The sequence below is a fragment of the Methylomicrobium album BG8 genome (assembly GCF_000214275.2).
In the GTDB taxonomy this organism is placed as follows: domain Bacteria; phylum Pseudomonadota; class Gammaproteobacteria; order Methylococcales; family Methylomonadaceae; genus Methylomicrobium; species Methylomicrobium agile.
The window spans coordinates 2,916,337-2,939,125 of the sequence record NZ_CM001475.1; the positions used below are offsets into that span (position 1 = coordinate 2,916,337).

General features: G+C 53.4%; 28 protein-coding genes. 21 read left to right on the top strand and 7 right to left on the bottom strand.

All coding sequences use genetic code 11. The features are described 5' to 3' along the window. Positions 1–93 precede the first annotated feature (93 nt). From METAL_RS12475 to rimI, 6 genes are all read left to right on the top strand, one after another. A complete protein-coding gene (locus METAL_RS12475) occupies positions 94–630 on the top strand; it encodes a flavoprotein (protein ID WP_005372850.1) in 537 nt (178 codons plus the stop codon). Then, entirely contained in the window at positions 627–2,024 is a 1,398-nt protein-coding gene (locus tag METAL_RS12480) for a DUF6513 domain-containing protein (RefSeq protein ID WP_005372851.1), read from the top strand. Before METAL_RS12475 ends, METAL_RS12480 begins: the two co-directional genes overlap by 4 nt. A 71-nt stretch (positions 2,025–2,095) precedes the next feature. Next, the gene (gene pssA, locus METAL_RS12485; RefSeq protein ID WP_005372852.1) at positions 2,096–2,839 is read left to right on the top strand and encodes a CDP-diacylglycerol--serine O-phosphatidyltransferase; all 744 of its coding nucleotides are present in this window, start codon (positions 2,096–2,098) and stop codon (positions 2,837–2,839) included. A gap of 253 nt (positions 2,840–3,092) precedes the next feature. Then, a complete protein-coding gene (locus METAL_RS12490; RefSeq protein ID WP_005372853.1) occupies positions 3,093–4,637 on the top strand; it encodes a 2-isopropylmalate synthase in 1,545 nt (514 codons plus the stop codon). A gap of 75 nt (positions 4,638–4,712) precedes the next feature. After that, on the top strand, positions 4,713–5,507 hold the full coding sequence (locus METAL_RS12495; RefSeq protein ID WP_005372854.1) for a uracil-DNA glycosylase: 795 nt from the start codon (positions 4,713–4,715) through the stop codon (positions 5,505–5,507). A gap of 10 nt (positions 5,508–5,517) precedes the next feature. Beyond that, the gene (gene rimI, locus METAL_RS12500; protein ID WP_005372855.1) at positions 5,518–6,057 is read left to right on the top strand and encodes a ribosomal protein S18-alanine N-acetyltransferase; all 540 of its coding nucleotides are present in this window, start codon (positions 5,518–5,520) and stop codon (positions 6,055–6,057) included. A 1-nt stretch (position 6,058) separates the two neighbouring features. Here the strand turns inward: rimI and METAL_RS12505 are convergent, their stop codons facing one another. Further along, positions 6,059–7,006 (bottom strand): integron integrase, encoded by a 948-nt coding sequence (locus METAL_RS12505; RefSeq protein ID WP_425357656.1) that lies wholly within the window; start codon positions 7,004–7,006, stop codon positions 6,059–6,061. 206 nt (positions 7,007–7,212) lie between these two features. Here METAL_RS12505 and METAL_RS12510 point away from each other — a divergent pair, with 206 nt between their 5' ends. The 14 genes from METAL_RS12510 (at position 7,213) to METAL_RS20945 (ending at position 16,641) form a co-directional block, all read left to right on the top strand. After that, positions 7,213–7,821, top strand: a complete 609-nt coding sequence (locus tag METAL_RS12510; RefSeq protein ID WP_005372857.1) for a hypothetical protein — start codon at positions 7,213–7,215, stop codon at positions 7,819–7,821. Between the two features lie 133 nt (positions 7,822–7,954). Continuing rightward, a complete protein-coding gene (locus tag METAL_RS12515; protein WP_040578544.1) occupies positions 7,955–8,812 on the top strand; it encodes a hypothetical protein in 858 nt (285 codons plus the stop codon). Between the two features lie 82 nt (positions 8,813–8,894). After that, positions 8,895–9,641: an SDR family oxidoreductase gene (locus tag METAL_RS12520; protein ID WP_005372860.1), complete on the top strand. Its 747-nt coding sequence runs from the start codon at positions 8,895–8,897 to the stop codon at positions 9,639–9,641. A gap of 107 nt (positions 9,642–9,748) precedes the next feature. Next, entirely contained in the window at positions 9,749–10,600 is an 852-nt protein-coding gene (locus METAL_RS12525) for a DMT family transporter (RefSeq protein WP_005372861.1), read from the top strand. Positions 10,601–10,713: 113 nt separating this feature from the next. Then, a complete protein-coding gene (locus METAL_RS12530; RefSeq protein ID WP_040578349.1) occupies positions 10,714–11,166 on the top strand; it encodes a GNAT family N-acetyltransferase in 453 nt (150 codons plus the stop codon). A gap of 110 nt (positions 11,167–11,276) precedes the next feature. Beyond that, positions 11,277–11,978, top strand: coding sequence for an SDR family NAD(P)-dependent oxidoreductase (locus METAL_RS12535; RefSeq protein WP_005372863.1), 702 nt, complete (start codon positions 11,277–11,279; stop codon positions 11,976–11,978). Between the two features lie 75 nt (positions 11,979–12,053). Continuing rightward, positions 12,054–12,644, top strand: coding sequence for an isochorismatase family protein (locus METAL_RS12540; RefSeq protein WP_005372864.1), 591 nt, complete (start codon positions 12,054–12,056; stop codon positions 12,642–12,644). Between the two features lie 78 nt (positions 12,645–12,722). Beyond that, a complete protein-coding gene (locus METAL_RS12545) occupies positions 12,723–13,172 on the top strand; it encodes a hypothetical protein (protein WP_040578350.1) in 450 nt (149 codons plus the stop codon). Positions 13,173–13,256: 84 nt separating this feature from the next. Continuing rightward, positions 13,257–13,859, top strand: coding sequence for a hypothetical protein (locus METAL_RS12550; RefSeq protein WP_005372865.1), 603 nt, complete (start codon positions 13,257–13,259; stop codon positions 13,857–13,859). A 262-nt stretch (positions 13,860–14,121) separates the two neighbouring features. Next, positions 14,122–14,226: an excalibur calcium-binding domain-containing protein gene (locus METAL_RS21610; protein ID WP_245549529.1), complete on the top strand. Its 105-nt coding sequence runs from the start codon at positions 14,122–14,124 to the stop codon at positions 14,224–14,226. Positions 14,227–14,327: 101 nt separating this feature from the next. Beyond that, positions 14,328–14,600, top strand: a complete 273-nt coding sequence (locus METAL_RS20940) for a BrnT family toxin (RefSeq protein WP_005372867.1) — start codon at positions 14,328–14,330, stop codon at positions 14,598–14,600. After that, positions 14,587–14,832 carry a hypothetical protein gene (locus METAL_RS12555; RefSeq protein ID WP_031431952.1) on the top strand — a complete coding sequence of 82 codons (246 nt, stop codon included), beginning with the start codon at positions 14,587–14,589 and terminating at the stop codon, positions 14,830–14,832. Before METAL_RS20940 ends, METAL_RS12555 begins: the two co-directional genes overlap by 14 nt. A 977-nt stretch (positions 14,833–15,809) precedes the next feature. Then, positions 15,810–16,157 carry a hypothetical protein gene (locus METAL_RS12560; protein WP_005372871.1) on the top strand — a complete coding sequence of 116 codons (348 nt, stop codon included), beginning with the start codon at positions 15,810–15,812 and terminating at the stop codon, positions 16,155–16,157. Positions 16,158–16,260: 103 nt separating this feature from the next. Next, positions 16,261–16,641, top strand: coding sequence for a hypothetical protein (locus METAL_RS20945; protein WP_213069383.1), 381 nt, complete (start codon positions 16,261–16,263; stop codon positions 16,639–16,641). A gap of 57 nt (positions 16,642–16,698) precedes the next feature. Here METAL_RS20945 and METAL_RS12565 read toward each other — a convergent pair whose 3' ends face one another. The 3 genes from METAL_RS12565 to METAL_RS12575 all read right to left on the bottom strand — a co-directional run bounded on the left by METAL_RS12565 (position 16,699) and on the right by METAL_RS12575 (position 19,463). Further along, on the bottom strand, positions 16,699–17,475 hold the full coding sequence (locus tag METAL_RS12565; protein ID WP_005372874.1) for a DNA cytosine methyltransferase: 777 nt from the start codon (positions 17,473–17,475) through the stop codon (positions 16,699–16,701). A gap of 769 nt (positions 17,476–18,244) precedes the next feature. Then, on the bottom strand, positions 18,245–18,745 hold the full coding sequence (locus tag METAL_RS22150) for an XF1762 family protein (RefSeq protein WP_005372875.1): 501 nt from the start codon (positions 18,743–18,745) through the stop codon (positions 18,245–18,247). After that, complete coding sequence (locus tag METAL_RS12575) at positions 18,720–19,463, bottom strand: hypothetical protein (protein ID WP_005372878.1); 744 nt, start codon at positions 19,461–19,463, stop codon at positions 18,720–18,722. The genes METAL_RS22150 and METAL_RS12575 overlap by 26 nt, the downstream gene beginning before the upstream one ends. A gap of 81 nt (positions 19,464–19,544) precedes the next feature. Here METAL_RS12575 and METAL_RS12580 point away from each other — a divergent pair, with 81 nt between their 5' ends. Further along, positions 19,545–20,219 carry a hypothetical protein gene (locus tag METAL_RS12580; RefSeq protein WP_005372879.1) on the top strand — a complete coding sequence of 225 codons (675 nt, stop codon included), beginning with the start codon at positions 19,545–19,547 and terminating at the stop codon, positions 20,217–20,219. Here METAL_RS12580 and tnpC read toward each other — a convergent pair. From tnpC to tnpA, 3 genes are all read right to left on the bottom strand, one after another. Further along, positions 20,173–21,765 (bottom strand): IS66 family transposase, encoded by a 1,593-nt coding sequence (tnpC, locus tag METAL_RS12585; protein WP_005371083.1) that lies wholly within the window; start codon positions 21,763–21,765, stop codon positions 20,173–20,175. The two genes, METAL_RS12580 and tnpC, sit on opposite strands and share 47 nt — an antisense overlap. Positions 21,766–21,839: 74 nt before the next feature. After that, the gene (tnpB, locus tag METAL_RS12590) at positions 21,840–22,190 is read right to left on the bottom strand and encodes an IS66 family insertion sequence element accessory protein TnpB (protein WP_005371080.1); all 351 of its coding nucleotides are present in this window, start codon (positions 22,188–22,190) and stop codon (positions 21,840–21,842) included. After that, positions 22,178–22,471, bottom strand: a complete 294-nt coding sequence (gene tnpA / locus METAL_RS20950; RefSeq protein ID WP_005371078.1) for an IS66 family insertion sequence element accessory protein TnpA — start codon at positions 22,469–22,471, stop codon at positions 22,178–22,180. Before tnpA ends, tnpB begins: the two co-directional genes overlap by 13 nt. Between the last annotated feature and the right edge of the window lie 318 nt (positions 22,472–22,789).

Consider the following 22,789-nt stretch of genomic DNA (forward strand, 5'->3'; position numbering starts at 1 on the left):
AAGACCCCAACAAAATCCACCCCCCTCTGTACGAACTGCGGCCAAACCTTCGAGTATAATACCCAGACCTTATACAGCCCAAATAAATAATTGATGGATAAACCGCGCTTAGCCTGGGCCATTACCGGCTCCGGGCACTATATCAAAGAGTGCCTGGACTTTCTGTTGAGGCTCGACCACGTCGATTTATACATCAGCCAGGCCGGCGAAGAGGTGCTCCGCATGTACGGCTACGACCTGAAAAACATCCGCGAACTTATGCCGGTTTACCGCGACAAGGCCGCCTCGGCGCCGCCGGTCGGGCTGTTCTACAAAGGCTATTACCATACCTTCGTGATGGCGCCCGCTACCTCGAACACGGTCGCCAAATGCGTACTGGGCATCTCCGACAGCCTGGTCACCAACCTGTATGCACAGGCCGGCAAATGCAAAGTGCCGAGCATCGTTTTCCCCTGCGATACCGCCCCCGAAATGGAAACCACCGCACCCGGCGGCAAGGTGATGGTCTATCCGCGCAAGATCGATCTCGAAGGCACGGCGAAACTGCGCACATTCGAATACACCACCGTCGTCGATACGGTCGAAGACCTGATCGTCAAGGTCGAAGCACGCCTGAAGGCCGTCGCATGAGCGAACACATCCTGTTTCTGACCGGCAAACTGGCGGAAAAACAGCTGCGTGCAATCCTCGAAAAGATGCAGCCCAAATTCCGCTATACGGTGCACCAGCTTGGCGTCAAGGTCGCCGCGCTGATGACCGCGGACATGATCGGGCGCCGGCTGACCGACACCTTCGGGGCCGACCGGATCATCGTGCCCGGCCGCTGCCGGGGCGATCTCGAAAAATTGTCGGCGAACAAAGGCCTGCCGATCGAACGGGGGCCGGACGAGCTGAAGGACCTGCCGCAATATTTCGGTCAGGCCGCGCACAAGCCGGATCTCAGCCGCTACCGGGTCAAGATTTTCGCCGAGATCGTCGATGCGCCGAACCTGAGCATCGAAGCGGCCATCGAACGCGCGCGCTATTACCAGAGAAACGGCGCCGACGTGATCGACATCGGCTGCCTGCCGAGCACGCCGTTCCCGCAAATGGAAGCAATGATCCGCGCGCTGAAGCAGGAAGGCTTCCAGGTCAGCATCGATTCGCTGAACGCAGACGACCTGCTCAAAGGCGGAAAAGCCGGCGCCGACTTCATGCTCAGCCTGCACGAAAGCACGCTGTGGATCGCCGACGAGGTCGAATCGACGCCGATCCTGATTCCGGAAAAGCATGAAGACCTGGCCTCGCTCGACCGCAGCATCGCCGCCATGCAGGCCAGGAACCGCGCCTTCATTGTCGACCCGATCCTCGACCCGCTGCATTTCGGCTTCACCGAATCGGTCGTGCGCTATCACGAAGTCAGAAAGCGCCACCCCGGCGTCGAAATCATGATGGGCGTCGGCAACCTCACCGAACTGACCCATGCCGACACCGCCGGGATGAACGCGCTGCTGCTCGGTATTTGCTCCGAACTGAACATCAACCAGATTTTGGCAACCGAAGTCAGCCGACACGCCTGCCGCGCGATCAAGGAAGCCGATCTGGCCCGGCGCATCATGCACGCGGCCAAGGAACACAACATGCTACCGAAGCACATCGATCCGGGCCTGATGGCGCTGCACGAACCCTCGCCTTTCCCCTATTCTTTCGCAGAGATCAGCGAACTCGCGTCACAAATCAAGGACCCGAGCTACCGGATCCAGATCAGCCTCCAAGGCGTGCATATTTTCAACCGGGACGGCATCAACACCGCGGCTGACCCGTTCGAGCTTTTCCCGAAACTCGGCGTCGAAACCGACGGCGGCCATGCTTTTTACCTCGGCGTCGAACTGGCCCGCGCCGAAATCGCCTGGCGTCTCGGCAAACGCTATACCCAGGATGAGGCCCTATCCTGGGGCTGCGCCATCGACCGGGACGAGCGCACGGTCGACCTGCACACCTTCAAACCTGCCGGCACTACGCTGCAAAAGAAAGAACCCCATTAGGCTAGGTAAGGCTTGCCCGCTCATTGTATAATTTGCGGAATTTTATCGAGACAAAAAGGATTGATTACAGCATGACTGCCAAAAAGCCGTCCATACGCCGCCGCGGTATCTATTTGTTACCCAATTTGTTTACGACAGGCGCGCTTTTTTCGGGATTTTATGCGATCACGTCCGCGATCGACGGGCGCTATGAAACCGCCGTCATTGCCATGTTCATTGCGATGGTGCTGGACGGGCTCGACGGGCGGGTCGCCCGGCTGACCAATACGCAAAGCGAATTCGGGGTGCAATACGACAGCTTATCGGATATGGTCTCGTTCGGTGTCGCGCCGGCGCTGGTCATGTATTTATGGGCTTTTTCGGGCCTCGGCAAAGTCGGTCTGTTCGCCTCGTTCGTGCACATGGCCGGCGGCGCCCTACGCCTGGCCCGCTTCAATACGCAGGTCGAAACGGCCGACAAACGCTATTTCCAAGGCCTGCCGAGCCCGGCCGCGGCCGCGATTCTAGCCGGCTTTATCTGGTTTGCGACCGAATACCAATACAGCGTGAGCTATCTGAAATATCCCGCGCTGTTTTTGACGATGGCGACCGGCCTGCTGATGGTCAGCAATTTCCGCTATTTCAGCTTCAAGGGCATCGACCTGAAAGGCAAGGTGCCGTTCGTGTTCGCGATCGTCGCGATGCTCGGCATTGCGTTCATAATGGCCCAGCCGCAATCGATGCTGTTCTTTTTGTCGGTAATCTATGCAGTGTCAGGCCCGGTGTTGACGCTGGTCTTGCGCCGGCGCCGCCGGATGCAGGCAAGAAAATCCTAAAATCCGCTTGAGGATGGGCGTTCTTTCGCGTATATTTCAACTATGTCCACACGATACCCTTTCATAGCCCATTCCATACCGGCCGCTTACCAGGCCGCTTCCTTGCTGTTGCCGGCAACTTCCCTGCTGTCTCTGAGACTACTGCTGCCCTGAGGGGCACATAATCTCGACTTTACAGAATCGTATTACAAACCCGTTTTTTTAAATCCGCAGCAAGGCATGCGTGGATGATTCTCCATGCAGGGAGTTTTTCATGAAAGACAAGTTAATCATTTTTGACACGACGATGCGCGACGGTGAGCAAAGCCCCGGCGCTTCGATGACCCGCGACGAAAAAATCCGGATCGGCCGGGCGCTGGAGCGCCTCCGGGTCGACGTGATCGAAGCCGGCTTTCCGGCCGCCAGCCCCGGCGATTTCGAATCGGTCCAGGCGGTCGCGAATGTGATCAAGGACAGCACCGTCTGCGGCCTGGCGCGCGCACTGGACAAAGACATCGACCGCGCAGGCGAAGCGCTCAAAGGCGCCAGCCATGCCCGTATCCATACCTTCATCGCGACCTCGCCGCTGCACATGCAGAAGAAATTGCAGATGACGCCGGACCAGGTGATCGAATACGCGGTGCGTGCCGTCAAACGCGCCCGCCAGTATACCGACGACATCGAATTTTCGCCCGAGGACGCGGGCCGCTCGGAAGAAGACTTTTTGTGCCGGATCCTCGAAGCGGTGATCGATGCGGGCGCGCGGACCTTGAACATTCCCGATACGGTCGGCTACAGCATTCCGCAGCAGTTCGGCGCGACGATCAAAAACCTGATCGAACGCATTCCGAATTCGGACAAGGCGATCTTTTCAGTACATTGCCATAACGACCTGGGCCTCGCGGTCGCGAACTCGTTGTCCGCCGTGATGAATGGCGCGCGCCAGATCGAATGCACTATCAACGGCCTCGGCGAACGCGCCGGCAACGCTTCACTCGAAGAAGTCGTGATGGCAGTTCGCACCCGTCAGGACGTCTTCGCCTGCGACACCGGCATCGACACGCGCGAGATTCTGACCTGCTCGAAGCTGGTTTCTTCGATCACCGGTTTCCCGGTACAACCGAACAAGGCGATCGTGGGCGCAAACGCGTTCGCGCACGAATCCGGCATTCACCAGGACGGCGTACTGAAAAACCGCGAGACTTACGAAATCATGCGCGCCGAGGACGTCGGCTGGACCGCGAACCGGATGGTGCTGGGCAAACACTCGGGCCGCAATGCGTTCAAGAGCCGGATGACCGAACTGGGCCTGGTGTTCGATTCGGAAGAAGAGCTGAACGACGTCTTCATGCGCTTCAAGCAGCTCGCCGACAAGAAACACGACATTTTCGACGAAGACTTGCAAGCCCTGGTCTCCGAAGCAAGCTTCGAGGCCGAGGACGAATTCATCAAGTTGATTTCGCTGAAAGTCTGCTCCGAAACCGGCGAAGTCCCGGTCGCACGGGTCACCCTGCGGATCGACAATCAGGAAGTGACCGGCGAAGCGGAAGGCGGTGGCGCGGTCGATGCCAGCCTGAAGGCGATCGAGAACCTGGTGCAGTCGAAGGCCAGCCTGGAATTGTACTCGGTCAACAATATCACGAACGGCACCGACTCCCAGGGCGAAGTGACCGTACGCCTCGAAAAGGGCGGACGGATCGTGAACGGCCTGGGTGCAGATACCGACATCGTGATCGCCTCGGCCAAAGCCTATGTGAATGCGGTGAATAAATTGCAGAGCAGCGATTTGCGCCAGCATCCGCAAAAAGGGAATGTCTGACCACGGCGGCTGTCTTATCGAGCAAAGGACAGGGTCCAGCGCCCTGCCTTTCCCTCGATTTTACGGAGTCTGACGATGGACGACGCGATTCGCCTGCTTTATCTCGAAGCGATGGGCATTACTGTCTGGAAGCCTAAAGCCTCGAACAGCCCTGTATCCGTCCCGCCTTCTGCCGGCGCCGGCAATACGCCGCCTGAAGCCATCGCTCTACACAATGAAGACCCGCCTTATGCGGCACCGACGTCTCCCTTACCTCCCCCTGCCTCAATCAGCCTCGCGGCCAGCAGCGACTACGCAGCCCCTGACGATGTCGCGGAAATGGACTGGGACACGCTGGAAAAGACGGTCTCAACCTGCCCGAAATGCCGCCTTTGCGAAACCCGCACAAAGACCGTCTTCGGCAGCGGCGACAAGAAAGCCGACTGGCTGATTATCGGCGAAGGCCCCGGCCAGCAGGAAGATTTACAGGGCCTGCCTTTCGTCGGCCCGGCAGGGCAACTGCTGACCGAAATGCTGCGCGCGATCGGACTCGGCCGGAACGAGGTCTATATCGCCAATATCGTAAAATGCCGCCCGCCCAACAACCGCGATCCCAAACCGGACGAAGCGGGCGCCTGCCGTCCCTACCTGGATCGCCAGATCGCGCTGCTCCAGCCGAAAATCATCCTGGCGGTCGGCCGTATCGCCGCGCAATCGCTGCTGAGCTCCGATGCCCCGGTTTCCAGGCTGCGCAGCCGGGTCCATACTTTAAATCAGACGCCGGTTGTTGTAGTCTATCACCCTTCCTATCTGCTACGCTCGCCGAACGAAAAGAAAAAGGCTTGGCTCGATTTGCAACTGGCACTCAATACCTATCGAGAACAACAATAAAAGGTAAACCATGCGCGGACTTCTGGACAAAATCAAAAACTATGTCATTTACGACGCCGACCGGGACTTCTACGCCCGTATCTTTCCGGAATCGGTTTCCCCGACCGACCTGCTCAGAATGCGCACGATGACCCATGCCGACCTGCCCGGCGTGCTCGCAATCGAAAACCAGAATTACGAATTTCCCTGGGGCGAAGACATTTTCATCGACTGCTTCCGGGCCAATTACCAATGCTTCGTTTGCGAAGATTTGGACAAGATCGTAGGCTATTGCATTCTCTCGATCGGCGCGGGCGAGGCGCACATTCTGAACATCAGCGTCGATCCCGGCTCGCAAAAGCAAGGCATCGGCCGAAAAATGCTCGAACACCTGATCGAAACGGCCCGCGGCAAGGCTGAAACGATATTCCTGGAAGTCCGGCCGAGCAACATCGTGGCACTGGGTCTTTATAAAAAAATGGGGTTCAACGAGATCGGGATCCGCAAGGGCTATTATCCCGCCACCGAAGGCCGGGAAGACGCGTTGATGCTGGCGATGGAGTTGTTTTAGCCTAGAGGTTATCAAGAGGGCTCGTTACTCCCTTACCGCCCCTGTTCAGCACATGCGTGTAAATCATTGTCGTCGAAACATCCGCATGGCCGAGTAATTCCTGTACCGTACGAATGTCATAACCGCCTTCCAGCAAATGCGTTGCAAACGAATGGCGGAAAGTATGCGGCGTGGCCGCCCTGGTCAAGTCCGCATCGCGCGCCGCCTGCTTTACCGCCCGCTGTATCGCCTGCTCCTGAATGTGATGACGGCGAACTTCACCGCTTCGGGGATCGGTCGACAATTTTGCGGCCGGAAACACATACTGCCAAATCCATTCTTTTGCCGCGTTCGGATATTTCCGCGCCAGCGCATGCGGCAAATAGACCGCGCCATAACCTACCGCCAAGTCGCTCCGATGCAATTCGCGCACTTTGACCAAATGCGTCCGCAACGGCTGAATCAATGAGACTGGCAACATCGTAACCCGGTCTTTGGCTCCCTTGCCGTCGCGGATCAAAATTTCCTTACGCTGCATATCCACATCCTGCACCCGAAGGCGCAGGCATTCCATAATCCGCATACCCGTGCCATATAAAAGGCTGGCGATTAGCCAATGCGTACCGGTCAATCGCGACAAAATTGCCAGCATCTCGTCCCGAGTCAATACCACCGGCAAACGTTTGGGCGCCTTCGCCTGTTCAACATTTTCCAGCCAAGGCAGTTCCATATTCAACACCTCCTTGTACAAAAACAACAAAGCGCAACGCGCCTGGTTCTGAGTGGAAGCTGACACGTGGCCCTCAACCGCCAAATACGTCAAAAACCGCTCCACCTCGGGCGCACCCATATCGCGAGGATGTTTCTTGCCGAAATACAGAATGAAGCGTTTTATCCACTCCGTATAAGCCTGCTCCGTACGAATACTGTAATGCTTCAGGCGGATTTTATCCCTGACCTGATCAAGCAACTTAGGAGACTGCCCAGAAATATTTTGTGATGGGTGTTGCATTTTATTTAGGATGTGATAATTTTTCGCATATCAATGAATATAAATCAGTTTTAGGGTTTTACAAGTTTTTAGGCGGACTTGTGACGCAATATTTTACGTCTGTTAGGATGCCTAATTTTAGTTAGGCCTCACTCGTTGACCGAGGTAAATAGGATAAATACAGAATGTTTGAAATAGATCATCTTATGATTGAAGTCGGAGACCCTTTGAAAGTTGCTAATAATGTAGCGGAACGGCTAGGTTTGCCTTTTGCATGGCCTTTAATGAAAAAAGATGAGTACACCAGCATTGGTGTGAATTTTGGTGATATCAATATCGAATTCATAAATTTTAGAGTCAGATTTGGAATTGAAGGTACGGCATTCAGAGGTTTCAGTGGTATTGCATTTAAGGCCGCGGATTCTCTAGAAGAGTCCATAAAGAGACTGAACGCTTCTGAAATAAGTTATCGGATCGGAGAGGAATGCCAAGCCCACACAACTCTTCCTATCGAAGAACACCAGGTGTTTCCCACGGTTTTTCTTGTTAAATATCACTTTGATACTAGCGGCTGGATTGAACGTCTTAAAAATGAATTTGCCGAGTGTTCTGGTGGAAAATTTCATATCGGACGTTTTAAATCCCTCTCCATTAAACAAAGAACTCCAGCCAATTTGACAGATGAGTTTCAGATTAACGTCGGTGATAAGAACCAAATTTTCTTTGAATCGCGCACTGGTGAAAATGCTGTTATTTCTGATTTGATTGACAATTTGGAGATAGTAATTGCCTAACACAACGGTCAAAGGGACGCGCCGTCCGTTGGCGGTTTTGAAGGCTTCCTTTTTATCGGGTTCAATGGCTTCGTTTAGCTTCCTTCAGCGGCGCGCCCCTTACCTTTACGTTAGGCCTCATCAGGAAAGAATAATGGACATCTTCACCTCGCTAGATAATGAATCATGCCGCAAAGCCTTAGAAAAGGCAGGGTCAAGTAGAGTGGCTTTTGTCTACCACCTGAAAATTAAAGATCCAAACGACTACCAAAAATGGCTGAACGAAAGTGAAAATAGCTTTAGTGGAAAAAGATTATATCGTGTCAAGGCTGACCCTGTTGCACGAGAAGGGATGTTGGTTGATGAGATTTTGATCGACGAATTTTCCTCATTAAAAGAGGGGATCGATTTCATGTCCACCTTCGGTGATGCTCTGGAGCAGGTTTGCTCTGAGTATGCCATCTTGGCAATTAAGCCGGAACCATCGATTATTTTTCATTTTGTCAAATGTATCTCATGGTTTATTCGGTTGTTCAAAGGGACTACCGATAAAGGTACTCCTACCGCGAATTGGAGCGCTGAAAATATCGCTGTTTGGCCAGACGAAAAGCAAATGGAGGTAGCAAGAACCCAAGATATTGACGCCCCCCTTTTTGTCTACAATCTGAACAAATACAAACCGGTTGCCGACTATAGAAATTCTACCGAAAGCGTCAAGAAAATCAGCGGTAAAGACGCCTATAACCGATATTCCAAAATCGCTGGTTTTGAACTACTGCGGAGAGGGGCATATCCAGTTTATGGGGGACACCCTCTTTTTCTCTTTGGTAGTCGAAAGGATTCTATGCTGGCAGATCGCTGGGATCACTTTATATTTGTTCGATATCCTCAGCGGCGCAACCTTCTGGCCACGATTGAAAGCGATGAATTTCGCAAAGGTGAAGTTCATCGCGACGCGGGGTTGGAGCGAGTCGCAATTTTTATGGCAAAACAGCCTAACAAGGCAAATTAACTCGGATGCAAATTCCGCTGCGCTACATTTGCACCGGTTATTTGCGGCGTTAGGCATCTGAATCGGGAGGCAATGCTTCTTTATGAGTAAAGTATTAGTTGTTACTGGTGGTAGTCGCGGAATTGGTGCGGAAACTGCACTTCTGGCGGCAGCCCGCGGATATGTCGTTTGCATTAACTATTACAAGAATAAGGCGGCGGCTGACGCCGTTGTTGATCAGATCAAGTCAGCTGGAGGTAAGGCGATTGCAGTAGCGGCAGATGTTTCGCGGGAGTCCGATGTCAAAGATCTATTCAAGACCGTAGATGAGAAACTCGGGCAAATATCAGCACTAGTTAATAACGCCGGTATTCTTGAGAAGCAAATAAGAGTCGAAGATATTGATGAGGTGCGCCTTCATCGGGTTTTTGCGGCAAACGTGTTCGGTTCGTTTCTGTGTGCGAGAGAGGCAGTTAGACGCATGTCTACAAAACATGGCGGGTATGGTGGAGCAATCGTAAATGTATCATCGGCCGCATCAAGACTTGGCTCTGCGGGAGAATATGTTGATTATGCAGCATCAAAAGGCGCGATTGACACCCTCACTATAGGTTTGTCCCGAGAGGTTGCAGAAGAAGGAATTCGGGTTAACGCTGTACGACCTGCATTTATTTATACTGATATGCATGCTGATGGTGGTGAACCGGGGCGGGTGGATCGTATAAAAGAATCTTTGCCGATGAAGAGAGGCGGACAGCCAATCGAAGTGGCAAATGCAATCCTTTGGCTGCTTTCCGAAGAAGCATCATATACAACAGGCACTTTTATTGATTTGGCGGGTGGTAAATAGTGCCTAACAATCGCAGTCACAGCGACGTCTTTTCCGTTGCGGCTTCGCCTTCACTACAAAGCCGCGCGTGCTGCGGGCGTTAGAGCCGGAATGGAGGAGTTACGCCTATGCGCCACCCAGTAGTTGCTGCTGCCACTTGGATGGTTGGCGCTTTACTCTCATTTTCCGCGATGGCCGTTGCGGTACGCGAACTTTCCGCCAACTTTGGTACGTTCCAACTTCTTGCCATCCGTAGCCTCATCGGCTTGGCTGTTATCTCGGCCATACTCACTAGAATCGGTTGGACGCAGGTCTCGTTTCGGAACGTTAGAATACATCTCGGGCGGAACTTTGTTCACTTTTTTGGGCAGTTCGGTTGGTTCTATGCCATTGCGTTTATTCCGTTGGCGGCGGTGTTTGCCATTGAGTTCACCGTGCCGCTCTGGACGCTGGTATTCGCGGCACTATTGCTGGGTGAGCGTATCTCCCCGAGTCGGGGGCTGGCGGTTGTTCTAGGCATCGCCGGTATTTTGGTTATCCTTCGTCCCGGCTGGTCGGTCGTCCATCTGGCGGCGCTTGTAATGCTGGCCGGTGCCGTTGCGTATGGACTGTCTCATATTCTGACCAAGAAGTTGGCGGGGCGAGATACACCGCTGTGCATTCTCTTTTATATGATGTTGATTCAGTTACCTCTAGGTTTGGGGCCGGCGGTGTTTGATTGGGTTACCCCTACAGCAGCGCACTGGCCTTGGCTTATGGTGGTCGGTGTTACCGGGCTCAGTGCGCACTACTGCATGGTGCGGGCACTTTCCTTGGCGGATGCCTCGGTAGTGGTACCGATGGACTTTCTGCGCCTACCACTCATAGCGCTGATTGGTTACGCGCTTTACGGTGAGCAGGTAGATGAGTATCTGGTCTTGGGCTCAGGCTTGATACTGGCAGGTAACTTTATCAACCTGTACAGGAGCGAAAGAAAATAGAGCTGCTACAGCCCTCTCCACAGTCACATGTCTGATTTTGCTCTAACGAGTGCGTCAAGCCGACAGGCCCTCCACGGCTACGCCGTTCCGGCCCTGCGGCTTACGCTGGCGTTATGAGTCATGAAACCATGAAAGGTTACCAGATTAGGAACGGTGAACAGCGAGATCAGGAATGGCTTTATGATCTTTACTGTAAAACAATGAAGCCATGTATTGAGGCTACTTGGGGCTGGGACGAGTCATTTCAAAGAAAAGGGTTTTGTGAGAACTTAAACCCTACTAAGTGGAAGATAATCAGTGCTGGACATAAGGAATTGGGTGGGTTCGTCTTAAATCAGAATGACGATCACTTTTGGTTGGAAATGATTATTATCAAACCAGAGTACCAGCGGAAAGGCATAGGAAGAAGAGTAATCGAATACCTTCAAGATACAGCTGGAAAGAAGTCGTTGCCTTTAAAACTTAGTGTTATAAAAGCTAATCCAGTCAAGCCCTTTTACCAAAAATTGGGTTTTAAACAGTTTGATGAAGATGATGCGTTTTACAAATTGGAATGGAACTCATAACAAGGCAAATTAACTCGGACCGCGAAAACCGCTACGCGCTTTTCGCGTCCGGTTATTTGCAGCGTTAGGATGCATCTAAATACGTTAAAAATTTTAGGAGGCTTTCCAAAATGAACAAACCCGTTTGTGTCGTTATTGGTGTTGGAGAAGGAAACGGAGCAGCTATCGCGCGTAAGTTTTCAGAAACCGGACATAGCGTTGCACTTCTAGCGCGTAGCTTGGAGTTCACATCGAAATTGGCTGGTGAACTGAATGATGCCATTGCTGTAGCCTGCGATGTCACCAATAAGCAAGATGTGTTGGCAGCGTTCTCCCAGGTACACAATCAGTTAGGCGTAGTTACCAGCCTAATATACAACGCAGGTGCGGGTTCGTGGGGGACAATCGAAGAAATTACCGCTGCCTCTTTCGAGGCCAACTGGAAAGTTAACGCGCTCGGCGCACTGTATGCCGCTCAGCAAGTTATCCCTGCGATGAAAGAAAACGGCTTTGGCAATATTGTTTTTATAGGCGCAACTGCCTCACGGCGTGGCGGTGCAAGAACCGCGGCCTTTTCGCCTGCAAAAGCCGCGCAACGGGCTTTGGCAGAATCTATGGCACGCCATCTTTGGCCTTTTGGTATCCATGTCTCTCTGGTCATTGTCGATGGCGTTGTCAACCTTCCTGCTACGCGAAAAAAAATGCCCGATAAAAACGACGATTTTTTTGTGAATCCCGCCGACATCGCAGCGACAATAGAGCATCTTTGTACCCAACCCCATTCGGCGTGGTCTTTCGAGGTCGAAGTCAGACCCTTCGGCGAAACGTGGTAGGGTTATTGTTTAGGTTAAAGCTTTTTTAACAAAGTTGATATTTTTAAAAATTGTCCATTTTAGGAGAAATCGCAAATGACCGGTACATTTTCACCAGCAGACAGCGCGATGTTGCTTATCGACCATCAAGTCGGAACGATGAAACTGATTAAGAACATCCCGCTTGAAGTAGCCAAGCGGAATACTTTGGCTCTTGCTAAAGCGGCCAAGGCTTTGAATATCCCGGTTGTTCTTACCAGTTCGCAGGAACAGAATGTCCAGGGGGCTTTGCTTCCGGAACTCGAACAGATTTGTCCCGAGGCGTTTGCCGCCCGAATCCAACGTACCGGCATTGTCAATGCTTGGGATGACCCGCAGTTCAAAAAAGCCGTCGAAACGACGGGCCGTAGAAATCTCATCATGGCCGGCGTGACCACTGACGTGTGTTTGGTGTTTCCGGCAATTAATGCGCGGCGGGAGGGTTACCAAGTGCAAGCAGTCATGGACGCTTCGGGATCGCCTTACGATCTTTCCGAGGATATGGCGCGGCGGCGCATGGAACGCGAAGGCGTGATTCTCACCGCAACAAACACTCTGATGGCTGAACTGGCTCAGGACTGGAGCGATGCTGGAGGTAGCCAATTGCTTGACATACTATTTCAAGATGTACTGCCACCAATCTCCTAACTTTTCGCTCAAGCCGACCGCTTCCGCTACGCTTCAGCGGTCGGCTTAGCTATGCGTTAGCGCCCTAGGGAGGCACTCGTGATACAGAAAGTTTTGACTGCTGCTCTGGCGTTCCTGATCTCATCAACGTCACTGGCCCAAGATTCCTCTGCCTATGCGCAGATGGGCAAAGCGACTTGGAGCGCATTTGAGTGCTCCGCGCTCGCGTCTAAGCTAAAAAAACCAGCAGAACAAGAGCGACTGTTCGAGTTCGGGTATAGCCAGGGCAAGGCTTTCATTGCCGCCTTAAAATCCGGGAAAATCGAGCGCACGGATCTATCAAACAACGTTCCCGCTGGGGTTATGTGGCTAATGGAGGGTCCAACTCCAGATTTTATTCTTGGACGTATCTATGAGTCTGCCCAAAACAACGCACTTAAAAACATCTACAATGTTGGCGATCACTTCAACTCCGAGAAAGAGCAGGAGTTGGCAGCGTCCAACAAATTTTCATCTAGCAATTGCCAACTAATTGGCAGCGGGCGCTAACCAGTCATTCGAGGCGGACGGCTACGCCGCCGCTCAATTCCAGCGTTGGACGTCACGAACCTATCTCCACAATCTGATACGGCAATGAAACATCCGAGCCATTCCGACCTTTCCTTCAATCTTGCGTGGCAGTTCACTGACATCTTGCCTGGCTCCTTCGAGCGCGCTCGAGAAGCCGTCGCAGGAAAAAAGTTCCCTATCCTTGGACCGCGCCCTGACGCCGGCCCAAGTACACAACCTTTATCGAATCGGAACGTGAAAGGTCCGTACCTGTATGCCGTGTACAGCCAAACGGGGGAAATCCGCTACGTGGGAAAGGCTCTGGAGAAGACAGTTCTGTATCGATGGATACGTCCGGACAAGCGAACTGGGCAGCATTACTGGTCTCACGGAACCACGAGCGGCACCAAGAAGGCGACCATTGAGTTCATTGCCGAAGAGCTTTTGGCCGGCTGCAAGCCCGTCGCTCTCTATTTTGCTGGCTACAGCCAGCTCGTTTCCTTGGTCCAGAAGCGAGCAACTGCGGTCGGAATCAACAGCCAAGAAATTGCAGCTATTCCGGCCGAGCAATTCGCCGAGCAACTCGAGAACTACCTGATTTACACCCTACAGCCACCTTGGAATAGTAGAGGCAAGACCTCACCTCCGAACGGGATCCTCGCCAAATGCGGCGATTACTGGAAGTGATGTCCAACATGGAGCTCAAAGGGACGCTCCTAACGTCGCGCCCCTTAGCTTTACGTTAGGCAAATAACGACCAGGGCGGCGCATGAATAGAATTATCGTAATACTCATTATTTTAGGGTTGGGTTGGTATGGCAACCAAAAGTACCGAACCCACCAACAAAAACTGCTCTCTGATACATCGGAAAATGTTGCCCGCCCAGAATCTGATTTCTCATCAAACAGTGTTCAGTTCACGTGTGACGGTAGAACCCATTGCTCTCAAATGACTTCATGCGAGGAAGCAACGTTTTTTATAAATAACTGCCCAGGCACTAAAATGGATGGTAACCACGATGGCATTCCCTGCGAACGACAATGGTGCCAATAATTCTTACATCGTGCTAGGCCGGAGTGCGGTTATAATGCGCTTTTAGTTTTCCGTGTCGTGCATGGGTAGTTTTATGTTAGGATTTCGAGAAGTGATTAGCAATGGACTTTGAATGGGATCCGAAAAAAGCCACTGCGAACCGGCGAAAACATGGTGTTACCTTTGAAGAAGCAACCAGTGCTTTGCGCGATGTATTTTCGGCTACAGCCCACGACCCTGACCACTCGGATAGTGAGGAGCGATTCGTAACATTTGGTATTTCCTCTCAGGGAAGGTTACTTGCGGTATCGCATACCGACAGAGGGGATGCAATTCGAATTATATCGGCAAGATTAGCAACGAATGCTGAGAGGCAAATTTATGAAGAAGGTTAAATCAGAAATGACAGATGAGCTTCGGCCAGAATATAAGCGGTCGGATTTCGGTGAGATTGTACGCGGTAAATACGCAAACCGGATCAAAGCAGAAACGAACGTGGTGCTTCTTGATCCTGATATTGCAGAAGCTTTTCCTAATGATGAAGCGGTAAACAAAGCACTTCGGTATTTGCTGGAAGTGGCGAAAACATCAACCAGCCTAACTCAGCGCTCCAGCGGACTTCGCTAACGCTACGCCGCTGAGCTTCACGTTAGGCGGCGTAAGCCAAAGCATCGCGGTGGCGGTGGCGGTGGCGGGCTTTTGCTGCGGCCTCCGGTGGGTACCTGTTTTGGGGCTTTCGGGTGGCGTTGTCATCCGCTTGCGTTGTCTGTGCTCTGTGGCAATGCTCGGCAGTCGCTTCGCGGTGCTACGTGGTAGCGTAATGTCCGTGGCAACGTTGGGCGCTTTTTACCCGCGCTTCGGGCAAGCGGCTTCTTCGGGGCGCTGCGTGGGCCGTGTAAACTGCGGTTTCCGTGGCAACGTAAGGTTCGTGGCGCCGTTTGGCGCTCGGCGCTTCGGGCAAGCGGCTTCTTCGGGGCGTTGCGTAGGCCGTGTAAACTGCGGTTTCCGTAGCAGCGTAAGGTTCGTGGCACCGTTTGGCGCTTTTTACCTGTGCTTCGGGCAAGCGGCTTCTTCGGGGCGTTGCCTGGGCCGCGTAAGCTGCGGTTTCCGTGGCAACGTAAGGTTCGTGGCGCCGTTTGGCGCTTGTTACCGGCGCTTCGGGCAAACGGCTTCTTCGGGGCGTTACGTGTGCCGCGTAAGCAGCGGTTCCCGTGGCAACGTAAGGTTCGTGGCAACGTTTGGCACTTTTTACCGGCGCTTCGGGCAAGTGGTTTCCGTGCGTTGCCTGGGCCATGTAAGCTGCGGTTCCCGTGGCAACGCAAGGTTCGTGGCAACATTGGGCATTTTTTATCCGCGTTTCGGGCAAGCGGCCAGTGGGAAGTCGTTGGCTTATGGTGTAACATCGTCCCGTGGCTGTTTAGTCTGCGCGGTGCTTCCTAGCCTAACAAAACGGTCAAAGGGACGCGCCGCCCTGATGCGGTTTTGAAGGTTTGCTGTTAAATCAGGTTCGGTGGCTTCGCTTGGCTTCCTTGAGCGGCGCGCCCCTTACCTTTACGTTAGCCGTCATTCAATGGCACTATCTCACCTAAACAGAGGAACAAAAAATGGATATTGGAGTTTATTCAGTCAAATCGATTTCTGACGAAAAGATAGGCACCCTGATCGATGAAAGGAAGTCTTTTGTTCTTGAGGACATAGCCCGCTTAAACTTTGGCGAAGCAGTAAACACCCTTGAAAAAACGATTGAGTCAAAAGGACTGACATGCCGGGTGTATACAAAAGGCCGTTCTGCAACTGTAGCCGCAGCGGCCATCCCGATTTCGCCAACAGTTATTGGAGGTTGGGCATCCGCCATTGGAATTGGCATTCACAATCTGGCGACGTGGAATCCTGATTACGAAATTGCAAAAAACATAGCAACAGGAACACTGACTGTAACTTTCAAGAAGTAATCGGCTAGCAAGGCCAACCTAAATTCCACCGGACTTGGGCGAAAAGCAGCTCTGGTCGATTAGTTCAAATATCAGTCGTAATCACAACACATGGGAGATATGAATGAGCGATAAGTCCGTTGTACCCTTCTCAGATATTGAGACTGGCGGCTTAGACCTGAATAAAGTAACAGATCAAGCGCAAAAGATGATTTGTGTACTCAGACAAATGGGTATAAAAGAAGCAACTTTTGATAGTGGGGTATATTTTTCTCACGATCAACACGAAGACACAAACACATTGGCCACTGACGGCATACTTGTTGAACAAAGGACACATACAACCTCTATAACTTTTCGTCATGAAGGTAGCACTGAACAGCAAGCTATAGCCGAATTAAAAAGCGTGGGAATAACACAAAAAGCACAAGGTGCGTTTTCCTCTGGAAAATCACAGACATGGGCTTCACTAGAACACGCAAAGAACAAAAGTGAAGAAGGCTAACCAATCATTCCAGCCGACCGCTTTCCGCTACGCTCCAAGCGTCGGCTGAATTCCACGTTATGCAGCAGCCAATTCGCGCTGCACGTCGTGAATACTCATAAAGGCGGCGACGAACTCTGCCGCGACTTGCGGGACAATCGCGTTGCCATAGGCCTTGCATCCTCCCAGCGCATTGGATACCCCATCAGTGCGCACCGGAATGAGGTGGACCGCACCAGGTCCGGGCGGCCAATGTCCACGATCTGATCGCAGAGATTCGCCACATGCAGTCGCCCCCCCCTGCCACGCCGCTCCCGATTGCCCTTGCCGGACTGGCCTTTGCCGTCCCGCGTTGTTGGCGTCTGCCACAAACCATGTCCTGTGCCGGAGTTGCGGAGACCCGACGCTCGCAGCAGGGATAACCGCTGCCCCGAAGGTGTAACCAAGACCTTCCAAGTCGCTGCAAACGATGTCGAGCCATCGACGCGCAGCCGGGCCTTCAACCTGCTCTCCAAAGACCGTTGCAGGCTTTCGCTGCGCGATGAGGTGCTGCCAGGCGGGCCATAGATGCCGCTCGTCCGCAAACCCAGCGCCTTTACCTGCCGCGCTGAAAGGCTGGCAAGGGCAAGAGCCAGTCCACACGGGTCTATCACGCGGCCATCCGGCAAGGTCAAGGGCGTAAATCCAACCCCCGAGTCCTGCAAAAAAGTGATGTTGGGTGTATCCGGCAAGGTCATTTGGCGTCACGTCCTCGATTGAGCGGGTGTCAATGTGGCCAGCCGGCAACACGCCAGCGTCCATCAGGTTTTGCAGCCACTGCGCGCAGTACGGGTCGATTTCGTTCACGTAGATCATGTCGTTCCTCTGTCGCGTATCTGCATAACAATTCGTTCAAGCCGAGCCCGCTTCGCGGTCTCGGCGCCAAACCGGCTCTCCTCGGGCGGGCCGGCTTAACTCAGGCGTTAGACGGCGGCAAAATCAAAGGACTTGGTTAGACGGCGGCAAAATCAAAGGACTTGAGTTGCTCCTTCCGGGAACGGAAAGGTCGTCCCGCTTACCACGGCATTTCTTATCCGTTCGGCCTGATCCGTTTGCGTCACGCCGGCGTCTTTAAGGTCTCGGCGGGTCCCCCATGCACAAGCCACTTTTAGGCCATTAGCTTTAACAATGGCGCGACGCAAGCCGTAGCGGGGCTTTCCAGATAACAAGGACTTTCTGCTTGCGCAGGCATTCGTTTTTTCCTTGGCTTCGCCCTGGGGTTGTCTTACAATCGGTCTAACCCGGCGGTCAAAGGGACGCGCCGTCCGCGGGCGGTTTTGCAGGTTTGTGTTTGAATCGGGTTCGGCGGCTTCGTTTAAGGCTTGTCCACGGCGCGCCCCTTACCTTTGCGTTATACGCCAATTTTCATTGCCACTAACAGATCGCTGTTTGTCATTGGTTTGTAGCATTTTTCATGAGGTGCAAACGAAACAGCAACTCCGAAAGAAAATCTGGTTATCACTATTTTATAGCCAAGTTGGCACATACCTGAGCTAAAAGCCTTGCATCCATTACAGGTTCGTTTTTTAGTAAATTTCATTATTCCTCGGTTTAGAGTTCGTCATCGGCGCGCCTTAGTTCAGCGTTATACATTCATTTCCCATCGCAGCTTTTGCTGCCCATAAATCGGTTGCCATTCCCTGGCTTTTGCTCCTTTGTTCCAATTCTTACCAATCTGCCCGGCAGGGCATTCGGCAACAATTTTCCAGCCTGCACCGCGTAGGCTCGCCCCGGATTCGGTTTCGAGCGTATAGGTGATAAGCCTTCGGCCTCCCATGGCGGCCCATATTCGCCAACACCGGGAATACAAGAATGAGACCGCGCCCTTGGGCGCTCTGTCATTTGTGCAGGTTCGCAACACTTCCGCCGTAAACCCGTCCATGAATGTTGCTGATAGCGGGTTTCCAACAATCGCAACGCCCACAAGCTCATGTCCCGTGCTACATCCAATAGCGAATTTCCCGCCGTCCCTGGATGTCCGCCCGTTGTGCCGGTGGAAATTCTGCACGAAATCATTAGCCTCACGGAGAGTAATCGGTACTACTATCATGTATAACCCGTCATTCAACGCGACGCCCGGAAGCATCGCGGTTTCGTTCAGCGTCCAACTGGGCGCGCGTTAATTCTGCGTTAGGTGTCTGGTGAGCGCTGGCCGCAATTCGCAGTAGCAAGTCTCTGAACTCGGGCGGAGTCGCGTTACGAATCTTTGTCTTGTCCTTTCCGCCAACCATCGCCATCATTCCAATCCGCCGAGCCTTTTCGTATCCATAGCGCTCCAATGCAATCGGGTGTAACCTCTGTTCGCTCGGACCCCAAATAAGCGCCGGCAGGGCGGTTCCCACCGCATAGAGCCAGGTCGCCTTGCGGCTCATGTGGCCGTAATGCCCTTGCTCAACGTGGCACGTCCATCCTCCGAACTCGTCCGCCTTCACCCATCCGCCGAAGCCCGGCGGCGTGGCGAGTCCGTGCCAACGCCAAGCTTTGCTGTGCGCCGGGTGCTCCAACACACCTCCGTAATTACGCACTGCCGTAAGCGCCGCGGCAAAGCATCCTCCGTCTTCGCCCATGCGGTACTGGTTCGGCTTGTTCGGCGCACCGTGCGAATACCGGCCCCATCGCTGGCAGGGCGGATGCGCCACCACCGGCAGCGGCCCGCTGTAGCGCCTGGCGTCTAGCCGCTCGTCCCACGGCTCAACGCCAGGCACTCCGAAATAAACACCGTCAGTTTCCACATATAGCGCAGCACACCTAACCCGGCGCTCAACCGGACCCGCAACAGCGGGCGAGTTTTGTTCAATTTTCATAGTTTTCCTCGCGCTGTTGCGGTCCGGTTAGCTCTGCGTTAGGCCTCACTCGTTGACCGAGGTAAATAGGATAAATACAGAATGTTTGAAATAGATCATCTTATGATTGAAGTCGGAGACCCTTTGAAAGTTGCTAATAATGTAGCGGAACGGCTAGGTTTGCCTTTTGCATGGCCTTTAATGAAAAAAGATGAGTACACCAGCATTGGTGTGAATTTTGGTGATATCAATATCGAATTCATAAATTTTAGAGTCAGATTTGGAATTGAAGGTACGGCATTCAGAGGTTTCAGTGGTATTGCATTTAAGGCCGCGGATTCTCTAGAAGAGTCCATAAAGAGACTGAACGCTTCTGAAATAAGTTATCGGATCGGAGAGGAATGCCAAGCCCACACAACTCTTCCTATCGAAGAACACCAGGTGTTTCCCACGGTTTTTCTTGTTAAATATCACTTTGATACTAGCGGCTGGATTGAACGTCTTAAAAATGAATTTGCCGAGTGTTCTGGTGGAAAATTTCATATCGGACGTTTTAAATCCCTCTCCATTAAACAAAGAACTCCAGCCAATTTGACAGATGAGTTTCAGATTAACGTCGGTGATAAGAACCAAATTTTCTTTGAATCGCGCACTGGTGAAAATGCTGTTATTTCTGATTTGATTGTAAGCGAGCAGCCGTACCACATAGCCAGTCTGTCGGCACTCTGGTTTAGTCTATTGAGCGGAGAGGCAGTAATTCGTCGATACGACTGTTAGGCCAGGTAGGCAGTTTTTCGAGGGTATCTTTTAGCCAGGCCGAAGGATCGAGGCCGTTGAGCTTGGCAGTGCCGAGCAGCGTTTGGATCACGGCCGCTCGTTTTCCGGCACGTTCTGATCCTGCAAAGAGCCAGTTCTTTTTACCCAAAGCGATCGGTCGGATACTGTTTTCAATCGGGTTGTTATCAATCGGCAGATCACCGGTTTCGGCATAACGGCTGAGAGCGATCCAACGTTTCAAGCTGTAATCAATCGCTTTGGCCGTGGCGCTGTTGGGCGCGGTTTGAATGCGGGTGCGTTGCAGCCAGTCGTGTAGATCGGCCAGTGCCGGCAGGCTTTTCTGGGCGCGCAAGGCTTGACGCTCAGCGGGCGTTAGGTCACGACCTTCGGCTTCGATCGCATAGAGCACCGCGATCCGGTTCAAGGCTTCTTGGGCGATCGGGCTCTGACTGGCCTGTAACAGGTCGAAGAACTTCCGGCGCGCATGCGCCCAACACGCCAGTTCGATGCACGGTTCGATCAGGCGTTGATCCTCGGGATGCGCACGGGCCGCCGCAAACAGGGCTTTATAGCCGGCATAGTCGTCGACCACGAGGTGGCCTTGCCAATCGCCTAGAAACTGCCCGGCATGCCGGCCGCTGCGGCCGGCTTGATAGTCGAAGACGAGGATCTTGGGGCCCGGCTGCAGGTCGTTGCTGCGGTAGGCCCACAAATAGGCCTTTTTCGTTTTGCCGTTGCCGGGATCCAGCTGGGGGACCGGCGTCTCATCCGCATGTAAACTATCGCGTTGCAACAGCTGCCAGGCCAAACGGTCGGACAAAGGCTGCAAGGCGACGCCGAGACGTCCGACCCAGTCGGCCAGGGTGGAACGGGATAAGGTCACGCCGTCGCGGGCGGCGATTTGTTCCAAGCGGTAGAGCGGCAAATGATCCTGGAATTTGCTGATCATCACCCAGCTCAACAAGCCAACCGCGGCCAGACCGCCATCGATCACCGCCGGCGGAATCGGCGCCGCCGTGACGGTCTCGCAGCTCCGGCAGGCGTACTGCGGACGGATATGGCGATGGACGAAGAACTTGGCCGGCTCGACATCCAGTTGCTCGGTCACATCTTCGCCGATCTTGACCAACTCCCGGCCGCAGTGCCCGCAAGTGCAGGATTCCGGTTCGTGCCGGTGTTCGATGCGGGGCAAGTGAGACGGTAACGGTTGCCGGCCGGCGCGCAGGCGTTTGGGGCGAACCACCGTTGCACAAAGGCTGGCATCTTGCAGTTGCTCAACTTCGGCTTCAATCGCCGAAATATCCGTGTTCCAGGTTTCCTCGAACACATCCCGCTGCAAGGGGGCCAAGGCTTCGCTCTTGGGGCTGAAACGAATGCGTTTGTAATAGGCCAACTCGTGCGTCAGCGCGGCGATTTTAATGTCTTTGCTCTGAATGGCTTTGGCATCCCGCTCAGCCTGTTCAATCAGCGCTTGAAGCAGCGCCGCCACTTCGGTTTTAGCCGAAGGTTCCAAGTGCAACTGATCGAGTTTGGCGAGGGGGTTCATGGCTGTCATTATACCGCAGAAACCCCCTGAATGCCTTGATTTTGCTGGGTTGCAGCAGCTTTTAAAGCCGCACTTTACACCCGCCATGCTGCTGATGGCTCTGCCGAGAGACGTTGCCAATCGACACCGGCGGCCAACCACTGCCACTGGGCCGGACTGAGCGCAAAGACCGGATCAGAGGCCTTGGGCCAAACAAAACTGCCGCGATGCAAACGGCGCTGGCACAGCCACACGCCATTGCCGTCCCACAGCAACAGACGCAAGCGGTTGCCGGCCCGGTTGCGGAAGATGAAGGCCGACCCGGCACCCGGCGAATGCCCCAGGCTGTGCTGGACGATCGCGGTTAAGCCATCCAGGCCGCGCCGCATGTCAACCGGCGCCACCGCCACCCAGATCTGCGCCGGACTCGCGATCAAGCCAGGCATCGTAACAGTTCCGCTACCCAACTCGCCGGTGTTGAAGCCGGCAATTCCAGGCGATGGCCTTGGCGACACTGCAACACCAGACGCTCGATGGAGGGGGCGGCGTTTTCAACGCGGACCGGGATTAAGGCCAAGGGTGAGGCGCCTCGACCCTTGCGGTAATCCGATAGCCGTGCGGCAAAGGTACGACTGTTAAGGCTGTGTTGCCGGCAATAAACAGACTGCTTTAAACCACTGCTTTGCCAGGCTTCGATATGATCGAGCCATCGTTTCGATAATGCCATGATTCATCCTCACCAAAAATAATAAGGATGAACTGTCCGGTATTGCTTGAACAGATGGGACGGCTAGACGCTTACATTTGATTGACAATTTGGAGATAGTAATTGCCTAACACAACGGTCAAAGGGACGCGCCGTCCGTTGGCGGTTTTGAAGGCTTCCTTTTTATCGGGTTCAATGGCTTCGTTTAGCTTCCTTCAGCGGCGCGCCCCTTACCTTTACGTTAGGCACTTATGAGCGTGTACAAGGAACTCTTCAGCGGGGGTGCGATAGTTCTGACCTTCGTCATCTTCGTACGTAAGCGAGCAGCCGTACCACATA

Bases quoted from the DNA above. Each gene is read 5' to 3' on its own strand.
- METAL_RS12475 (WP_005372850.1), top strand. From the start codon at position 94: ATGGATAAACCGCGCTTAGCCTGGGCCATTACCGGCTCCGGGCACTAT.
- METAL_RS12480 (WP_005372851.1), top strand. From the start codon at position 627: ATGAGCGAACACATCCTGTTTCTGACCGGCAAACTGGCGGAAAAACAG.
- pssA (WP_005372852.1), top strand. From the start codon at position 2,096: ATGACTGCCAAAAAGCCGTCCATACGCCGCCGCGGTATCTATTTGTTA.
- METAL_RS12490 (WP_005372853.1), top strand. From the start codon at position 3,093: ATGAAAGACAAGTTAATCATTTTTGACACGACGATGCGCGACGGTGAG.
- METAL_RS12495 (WP_005372854.1), top strand. From the start codon at position 4,713: ATGGACGACGCGATTCGCCTGCTTTATCTCGAAGCGATGGGCATTACT.
- rimI (WP_005372855.1), top strand. From the start codon at position 5,518: ATGCGCGGACTTCTGGACAAAATCAAAAACTATGTCATTTACGACGCC.
- METAL_RS12510 (WP_005372857.1), top strand. From the start codon at position 7,213: ATGTTTGAAATAGATCATCTTATGATTGAAGTCGGAGACCCTTTGAAA.
- METAL_RS12515 (WP_040578544.1), top strand. From the start codon at position 7,955: ATGGACATCTTCACCTCGCTAGATAATGAATCATGCCGCAAAGCCTTA.
- METAL_RS12520 (WP_005372860.1), top strand. From the start codon at position 8,895: ATGAGTAAAGTATTAGTTGTTACTGGTGGTAGTCGCGGAATTGGTGCG.
- METAL_RS12525 (WP_005372861.1), top strand. From the start codon at position 9,749: ATGCGCCACCCAGTAGTTGCTGCTGCCACTTGGATGGTTGGCGCTTTA.
- METAL_RS12530 (WP_040578349.1), top strand. From the start codon at position 10,714: ATGAGTCATGAAACCATGAAAGGTTACCAGATTAGGAACGGTGAACAG.
- METAL_RS12535 (WP_005372863.1), top strand. From the start codon at position 11,277: ATGAACAAACCCGTTTGTGTCGTTATTGGTGTTGGAGAAGGAAACGGA.
- METAL_RS12540 (WP_005372864.1), top strand. From the start codon at position 12,054: ATGACCGGTACATTTTCACCAGCAGACAGCGCGATGTTGCTTATCGAC.
- METAL_RS12550 (WP_005372865.1), top strand. From the start codon at position 13,257: ATGAAACATCCGAGCCATTCCGACCTTTCCTTCAATCTTGCGTGGCAG.
- METAL_RS21610 (WP_245549529.1), top strand. From the start codon at position 14,122: ATGACTTCATGCGAGGAAGCAACGTTTTTTATAAATAACTGCCCAGGC.
- METAL_RS20940 (WP_005372867.1), top strand. From the start codon at position 14,328: ATGGACTTTGAATGGGATCCGAAAAAAGCCACTGCGAACCGGCGAAAA.
- METAL_RS12555 (WP_031431952.1), top strand. From the start codon at position 14,587: ATGAAGAAGGTTAAATCAGAAATGACAGATGAGCTTCGGCCAGAATAT.
- METAL_RS12560 (WP_005372871.1), top strand. From the start codon at position 15,810: ATGGATATTGGAGTTTATTCAGTCAAATCGATTTCTGACGAAAAGATA.
- METAL_RS20945 (WP_213069383.1), top strand. From the start codon at position 16,261: ATGAGCGATAAGTCCGTTGTACCCTTCTCAGATATTGAGACTGGCGGC.
- METAL_RS12565 (WP_005372874.1), bottom strand. From the start codon at position 17,475: ATGATCTACGTGAACGAAATCGACCCGTACTGCGCGCAGTGGCTGCAA.
- METAL_RS22150 (WP_005372875.1), bottom strand. From the start codon at position 18,745: ATGCTTCCGGGCGTCGCGTTGAATGACGGGTTATACATGATAGTAGTA.
- METAL_RS12575 (WP_005372878.1), bottom strand. From the start codon at position 19,463: ATGAAAATTGAACAAAACTCGCCCGCTGTTGCGGGTCCGGTTGAGCGC.
- METAL_RS12580 (WP_005372879.1), top strand. From the start codon at position 19,545: ATGTTTGAAATAGATCATCTTATGATTGAAGTCGGAGACCCTTTGAAA.
- tnpC (WP_005371083.1), bottom strand. From the start codon at position 21,765: ATGAACCCCCTCGCCAAACTCGATCAGTTGCACTTGGAACCTTCGGCT.
- tnpB (WP_005371080.1), bottom strand. From the start codon at position 22,190: ATGCCTGGCTTGATCGCGAGTCCGGCGCAGATCTGGGTGGCGGTGGCG.
- tnpA (WP_005371078.1), bottom strand. From the start codon at position 22,471: ATGGCATTATCGAAACGATGGCTCGATCATATCGAAGCCTGGCAAAGC.